This is a genomic window from Nonomuraea sp. K271 (assembly GCF_009908215.1).
Lineage (GTDB): Bacteria > Actinomycetota > Actinomycetes > Streptosporangiales > Streptosporangiaceae > Nonomuraea > Nonomuraea longispora.
In genome coordinates this window covers 1-5,729 of record NZ_JAAAHR010000291.1, presented here as the reverse complement: position 1 = coordinate 5,729, position 5,729 = coordinate 1, and the positions used below count along the sequence as shown (strand labels likewise).

10 protein-coding genes are annotated in these 5,729 nt (G+C 72.9%); 5 read left to right on the top strand and 5 right to left on the bottom strand.

Annotated elements, in window-relative coordinates; all coding sequences use genetic code 11:
* The first annotated feature begins 205 nt into the window (after positions 1–205).
* Entirely contained in the window at positions 206–412 is a 207-nt protein-coding gene (locus GUY59_RS45730) for a hypothetical protein (protein WP_138202519.1), read from the top strand.
* A gap of 58 nt (positions 413–470) precedes the next feature.
* On the opposite strand, the gene GUY59_RS45725 is transcribed toward GUY59_RS45730, so the two are convergent.
* Positions 471–812, bottom strand: a complete 342-nt coding sequence (locus tag GUY59_RS45725; protein WP_138202518.1) for a VOC family protein — start codon at positions 810–812, stop codon at positions 471–473.
* A gap of 87 nt (positions 813–899) precedes the next feature.
* Here GUY59_RS45725 and GUY59_RS45720 point away from each other — a divergent pair, with 87 nt between their 5' ends.
* Positions 900–1,214 carry an ArsR/SmtB family transcription factor gene (locus GUY59_RS45720; RefSeq protein ID WP_201762132.1) on the top strand — a complete coding sequence of 105 codons (315 nt, stop codon included), beginning with the start codon at positions 900–902 and terminating at the stop codon, positions 1,212–1,214.
* Positions 1,211–1,633: an SRPBCC domain-containing protein gene (locus tag GUY59_RS45715; protein WP_138202516.1), complete on the top strand. Its 423-nt coding sequence runs from the start codon at positions 1,211–1,213 to the stop codon at positions 1,631–1,633. The genes GUY59_RS45720 and GUY59_RS45715 overlap by 4 nt, the downstream gene beginning before the upstream one ends.
* On the opposite strand, the gene GUY59_RS45710 is transcribed toward GUY59_RS45715, so the two are convergent.
* From GUY59_RS45710 to GUY59_RS45695, 4 genes are read right to left on the bottom strand one after another with little or no spacing between them, the layout of a single operon-like run.
* Positions 1,630–1,842, bottom strand: coding sequence for a hypothetical protein (locus GUY59_RS45710; protein WP_138202515.1), 213 nt, complete (start codon positions 1,840–1,842; stop codon positions 1,630–1,632). The two genes, GUY59_RS45715 and GUY59_RS45710, sit on opposite strands and share 4 nt — an antisense overlap.
* 3 nt (positions 1,843–1,845) lie before the next feature.
* Entirely contained in the window at positions 1,846–2,580 is a 735-nt protein-coding gene (locus GUY59_RS45705; protein ID WP_138202514.1) for an alpha/beta fold hydrolase, read from the bottom strand.
* Positions 2,577–2,855 carry a LysE family translocator gene (locus GUY59_RS45700; protein WP_138202513.1) on the bottom strand — a complete coding sequence of 93 codons (279 nt, stop codon included), beginning with the start codon at positions 2,853–2,855 and terminating at the stop codon, positions 2,577–2,579. The genes GUY59_RS45705 and GUY59_RS45700 overlap by 4 nt, the downstream gene beginning before the upstream one ends.
* Before the next feature lie 39 nt (positions 2,856–2,894).
* A complete protein-coding gene (locus GUY59_RS45695; RefSeq protein WP_138202512.1) occupies positions 2,895–3,866 on the bottom strand; it encodes a helix-turn-helix transcriptional regulator in 972 nt (323 codons plus the stop codon).
* Between the two features lie 44 nt (positions 3,867–3,910).
* Here GUY59_RS45695 and GUY59_RS45690 point away from each other — a divergent pair, with 44 nt between their 5' ends.
* Together GUY59_RS45690 and GUY59_RS45685 are read left to right on the top strand one after the other, a co-directional pair.
* Entirely contained in the window at positions 3,911–4,663 is a 753-nt protein-coding gene (locus GUY59_RS45690) for a DeoR/GlpR family DNA-binding transcription regulator (protein ID WP_236668140.1), read from the top strand.
* The coding region (locus GUY59_RS45685; RefSeq protein ID WP_161715082.1) for an MFS transporter at positions 4,660–5,729 on the top strand (1,070 nt) is incomplete at its 3' end. The genes GUY59_RS45690 and GUY59_RS45685, both read left to right, overlap by 4 nt.

Below are 5,729 nucleotides of genomic sequence, written 5' to 3'. Positions count from 1 at the left end.
CTCCACGCCCCTCCCACCGGCCGGCTCCGCAGCCGGCGATAGGCGATCCGTCCGAACAGCCATGCGTAGCCGGCTCCGGTCACGACGGCGCGGCTGCGCACCGGAGCGGTCCGCCACAACCGGACGCGTCGCGGTCCCCCTGCCGGGCCACGGCCGGCGCACGTTCCTGATCGGCCTGTGCCTGGGGACTGCTTGGACTCCGCTGTTGTCCGCGGTGCTGTCCCTCGTCAACCTGGCGACAGGTACGCCGAGCCGTACTTTCTGGACCTTCCCCCTCGGCCTTCCGCCCGCGCTGCAGGTTCCCACCCTTGTCCTTCTCGCCGCAGCCGGGCTCGTGCTGTACGTGATCGCGATCCGCGCGCTGCTGACACTCCTGCCAGCGCGCGCCCGGCCGGCGAGCACGCCCCACTGACCTTCATCATCGGCCACAGCGGATGACGTACGTGGGGCATCACCACGGTCGCGACGGATCAGCCGAACCCGGGGGCCGGCTGCCACAGGCTGATCTGGGTGCCCTGGTCGTCGGTGCAGGAACAGCCGCGCCCCGACCTGCCGGAGAACACCTCCCCCGTGCTGCCGCCCAGCTCGCGCACCTGCTCGACGGCCTGGTCGATGTCGGCCACGTGGTAGTAGAGGTTGGGCTGCGCGCTGGGCTCGCCGGTGACGAAGCCCATGGGCACGGCGGTGTTCGTGACATGCAGGTACGTGTCGCGCTCGCGTCTGAACTCCCAGCCGAGCAGCGGCCCGTAGAAGGCAGCGGCGCGGTCGATGTCCGGGACGGACAGGGTGTAGTAACCGAGATCGGCGGGCATGGGCATACCTCCGCAATAATTGTCGCTATCGTTAAGCAAGAGAGAGCCTAACGGAAGTAGGCAATCATTAACAACGACGTTAACGAATTGGATGGCACGCTCGCGGCGCTCGCCGACCCCACCCGGCGCAAGGTCATCGAGCTGCTGCGCGAGGGGCCACGCCCGGCCGGCGAGCTCGCGCAGGCCGTGCAGATGAGCGCTCCCGCCCTCAGCAGGCACCTGCGGGTGCTGCGGGCCGGCGGTCTCGTGGAGGCCACGGCCGGAGGCGACGACGCCCGGCTGCGCCTCTACACGTTGCGCCGCGAGCCGTTCACGGCGCTGCAGGCCTGGCTCGACCAGGTGCAGGCGTTCTGGGCCGAGCAGCTCGGCTCGTTCAAGGACCACGTGGAGCGCGGCGGATGAGCTCCGTTCAGGCCGGCGTCACCGTCCCCGTCGAACCGGCGGACGCGTTCCGCATCTTCACCGACGAGATCGACAGCTGGTGGGTACGCGGCCCCCACAGCTGGGTCGATCCCGAGCGCGCGGTCGGCATCCGCTTCGAGGACGGCCATCTGCGCGAGCTGTGGTCCGACGGCGGTCACGTCGACACCGGCAGGGTGCTTGCCTGGGATCCGCCGCACCGCCTGGTGTGGGCCGACCTGATCAACCGGACGGGGCGGATGGAGATCGAGGTGTCCTTCACCCCCGTCGCGGGCGGCACCGCGGTGTTCCTGGAACACCGCGGCCTGGACACGCTGCCGCCCGACGTGGCCGAGCGCATCCGGCGCGGCTACTCCTGGCAGATCGCGCTGCGCTGGTTCGCCGGCCGGTGGAAGGCCTAGCCGCGGCCGTACTTCTTGTGCACGGCCTGTTTGGTCACGCCGATCGCCTCGGCGATCTGCGCCCAGGCCAGCCCCGCCACCCGCGCCCTGCGCACCTGGACCGCCTCCAGACGCTCGATCTCGCGGCGCAGCGCGGTCGTGGCGTGCAGGGCCCGCAGCGGATCGTCGTCCTGTGCCTGCCTCATGAGGGTCGCCAGGTCGTTCGTCATGCCCTAAAGGTAATCCAGCAGCAGCGCGTTGATCTCCTCAGGACGTTCGAGCGCCGGCAGGTGCCCGGCCCACTCCAGCTCCACCAGCCGCGCCCTGGGCAGCTCGGCGGCCAGGTGGCGCGCGGAGGCCACGAAGTACGGCAGGTCGCGCCCTCCGGACACCACCAGCGCCGGCACGTCGATCGCCGGCGGCGACACCTCCCCCTCGACCTGCTCGGGCTCCGGGTCGGCGGCCAGGTGGACCTCGAAGGCGTGCCGCTGCATCGCCACCAGCCGTTCCCGCGCGCCGGGTGAGGCCTCGGGGCCGAGCAGGGTGCGCCCGTTCAGCTCGGCCGCCCCCTGCACGTCGCCCTGCTCCAGCAGGCGTTCCTCCTCTTCCCAGAACGTTCGCAGGTCCGGCGTGGGCTCCAGGGTGGACAGCGGGTTCAGCAGCACCAGCCGGTCGGCCAGCCCCGCCGTGGCCAGCTCCAGCGCCACCCGGCCCCCGCCCGACGAGCCGACCAGCGCCGCGCGGCTGATCTCCAGCGCGGCCAGCAGGCGGGCCACGTCGCCGCTGTCGCTGTACGGGCCGTCGGCGCGGTAGGGGCTGCGCCCGTACCCGCGGAAATCCACCGTGATCACTCGGAACCGCTCGGACAGCGCCTCCCGCTGCGCGTCCCACATGCCGGAGTCGGCCGCCGTCGAGTGCAGCAGCACCACGGGGTCGCCCGCGCCGTGCTCGGCGTACCAGAGGGTCATCGCGACTCCACCGCCAGCCGGATGCCCAGCCCGGCCAGCACCGCCGCGCCGACGGCCCGCATCGCGTCATAGGCCGGCTGCGAGGCCACGAGCAGGGCCGACAGGCCGGAGGCCGCGCCCAGCCCCCACAGCAGGATGCCGGTCTCGTTGCCGAGTGTGGCCGTCACGCCCGAGCCGCGGCCCGTGCGTGACGTCTGGCGCAGGAGGACGGCCGTGCTCACCCCCGGCGCCATGGACACCAGGACGCACGCGCCCACGAATGCGAGAAGGTACATGCCGGAATGCTGGCAGAACCGCACCCGGATCTCGCCTGATTATTCGTACAGCTTGCCGAGCTCGGCGACCGCCTCACGCATGAGGGCCCGCAGCTCCGGCGGCTCCAGCACCTCGACGTCGGCGCCCATGCGCAGCAGCAGCCAGCGGGCGTGCGTGAGCGACTCGACCGGCACCGTCAGCGTCAGCCACCCCTCGGGGCCGGGCTCGCCCGCCGCGGCCAGCGCCGCGCCGACGACGTCCGCCCCCATCGTGTACGCCAGCAGGTCGCCCCTGCCCGGAGCCAGCCTGATGACGACCTCGGCGGTGTACATGCGCTCACGGAACTCCTTGGCGTACGCCCGCCAGAACCCGCCCAGCTCGAACCCCTCCGGACGGCTGAAGGCCCCCGGCAGCGTCTGCAGGCTCAGGATGCGCGCCACCCGGTACGTACGGGGATCCTCGCCAGGTGGGGCGGCGACCATGTACCAGGACCCGCCCTTGAGCACCAGCCCGTACGGATGGATCACCCGCTCGATCTCGCGCGGCCCCCATCGGCGGTAGGTCATGCGCAGCGGCCGCTGCTCCCACACCGCCTCGGCCACCTCGCTCAGGTGCGGCACGTCGTCGTTCGTGCGGTACCAGCCCGGCACGTCCAAGAGGAACCGCTCGCGCATCCGGGAGGCGTGCGAACGCGGCTCGGGCGGCAGCGCCGCCAGCAGCTTCAGCTCGGCGTTGGCCGCGACCTTCGCCAGCCCCAGCTCGGCGGCCGGGCCGGGCAGCCCTGCCAGGAACAGCGAGGAGGCCTCCTCGGAGGTCAGCCCGTTGAGGCGGGTGCGGTAGCCGTCGAGCAGCTGGTAGCCGCCCGCCGGGCCGCGGTCGGCGTAGACCGGCACACCGGCCGCCGACAGCGCCTCGACGTCGCGGTAGACCGTGCGCACCGACACCTCCAGCTCGGCCGCCAGCTCGGGCGCTGTCATGCGGCCGCGCGACTGCAGGAGCAGGAGCAGCGAGAGCAGGCGGCTGGCGCGCATGCCCACCATTGTATTGCGCACATATGCCATGTTTGTATGAACACATGGATCGTTTGCGGGCCATCATGAACGCCCTGCGGGTCAACGACAGCGTCTCCGTCGCCGAGCTGGCCGCCGAGCACGGCGTGTCGGAGATGACGATCAGGCGTGACCTGGACGAGCTGGCCCAGCAGGGGGTAGTGCGCCGGGTCAGGGGCGGCGCGCTGTCCCTGCTCCTCCGCGGCGAGGAACCGCCGTTCGGCGTGCGCGAGCGCGAGGCCGTGGAGGCCAAGCAGCGCATCGGCGCGGAGGTGGCGTCCCTGATCGCCGACGGCGAGGCGGTCGTGCTCGACGGCGGCACGACCGTGCTGGAGGTGGCCCGCGCCCTGACCGGCCGCCGCCTGACCGTGCTGCCGCTGGCGCTGCAGGCGGTCACGCTGCTGGCCACCGCGCCGCGCGTGCGCCTGGTGCTGCCCGGCGGCGAGGTACGCCAGGGCGAGCTGAACTTCATGGGCCCCCTCACCGAGAGCTCCATCGAAACGCTACGCTTCGACACCGCCGTGATCGGCTGCTGCGGCCTGTCGGCCGAGCACGGGCTGACCGCGCACGACCTGCCCGAGGTCGCCGTCAAGCAGGCGGCCATCGCCTCGGCGCGACGGGTGATCGTGGCCTGCGACTCGGGCAAGTTCACCCGTACGGCCTTCGGCGCGGTCTGCCCGATCTCCCGCCTCGACGTCGTGGTGACCGACCCCGGCATCCCTCCCGGGGAGCGCGAGGCCCTCTCGGCGGCCGGAGTGACGGTCAGGCAGGCCGGATGAGACGCGAGCGCACGGCCGTACACCTGCTGTTCTTCCTCTGCGGCGCGGCCATCGGCACCTGGACGGCGCGCATCCCCGCCATCAAGGACGAGCTCGGGCTCAGCGACGGCCGGCTCAGCCTCGCCCTGCTGGCCATCGCGGCCGGCGCGGTCGCCGGCATGTCGGTGGTGGGCCGGCTGGTCGACCGGTACGGCAGCGCCCGCGTCATGATCCCGGCCGCGCTGGCGCAGGGCGTGGTGCTGGTGCCGCCCGCCTTCGCGGGCGATCTTGGCGTGCTGGCCGGCACGCTGCTGGTGTTCGGGCTGGTGCACGGCGTGCTCGACGTGTCCATGAACGCCAACGCCGTACAGGTCGAACGGGCCTCCGGCCGAGCGGTCATGTCGTCGTTCCACGCGGTCTTCAGCATCGGCGGGTTCTCGGGGGCCGCGGCGGGCGGCGTGTTCGCGCACCTGTCATTGACGCCCGCGACCACGTTCGTGTCGGTGGGGGCGGTGATCGTCGTGCTGGCGGTGTGGGCGGCGCGTTGGGCGCTGCGCCCGGCCCCCGCGAAGCACACCGGCGGGCGCGACGGCGGCCGGCCGCCCAAGGGGATCGTGTTCCTGGGCGTGCTGGCGTTCTGCTGCCTGGTGGGCGAGGGCGCCGCGGCCGACTGGAGCTCGGTCTACCTGCACGAGGACCTGGGCGCCTCCCCCGGGTTCGCCGCCGCCGGATACGCCGCCTTCTCCGTCACCATGACCGCGGGACGGCTGGCGGGCGACCGGCTGGCCGCCCGGCTGGGAGCGGTGAGGCTGGTGCGCGGTTGCGGGCTGCTGGCCGCCGCGGGGCTGGGCGTGGCGCTGCTGGGCGGGCATCCGGTGGCGGGCGTGGTCGGGTTCGCCTGCTTCGGGGCGGGACTGTCGTGCATCGTGCCTCAGGTGTTCTCGGCCGCCGGTCACCGAGACCCCGCGTACGCCGGGCGGGCGCTGGCGCGGACGGCTGCCATCGGATATCTCGGTTTCCTGTCGGGGCCGGTGCTCATCGGGGCCGCCGCCGAACTGGGCGGCCTGCCGCGGGCGCTGGCCATCCC

Coding starts and splice junctions, on each gene's coding strand:
- GUY59_RS45715 (WP_138202516.1), top strand. CDS start 1,211: ATGAGCTCCGTTCAGGCCGGCGTCACCGTCCCCGTCGAACCGGCGGAC.
- GUY59_RS45695 (WP_138202512.1), bottom strand. CDS start 3,866: ATGCGCGCCAGCCGCCTGCTCTCGCTGCTCCTGCTCCTGCAGTCGCGC.
- GUY59_RS45710 (WP_138202515.1), bottom strand. CDS start 1,842: ATGACGAACGACCTGGCGACCCTCATGAGGCAGGCACAGGACGACGAT.
- GUY59_RS45700 (WP_138202513.1), bottom strand. CDS start 2,855: ATGTACCTTCTCGCATTCGTGGGCGCGTGCGTCCTGGTGTCCATGGCG.
- GUY59_RS45725 (WP_138202518.1), bottom strand. CDS start 812: ATGCCCGCCGATCTCGGTTACTACACCCTGTCCGTCCCGGACATCGAC.
- GUY59_RS45690 (WP_236668140.1), top strand. CDS start 3,911: ATGGATCGTTTGCGGGCCATCATGAACGCCCTGCGGGTCAACGACAGC.
- GUY59_RS45705 (WP_138202514.1), bottom strand. CDS start 2,580: ATGACCCTCTGGTACGCCGAGCACGGCGCGGGCGACCCCGTGGTGCTG.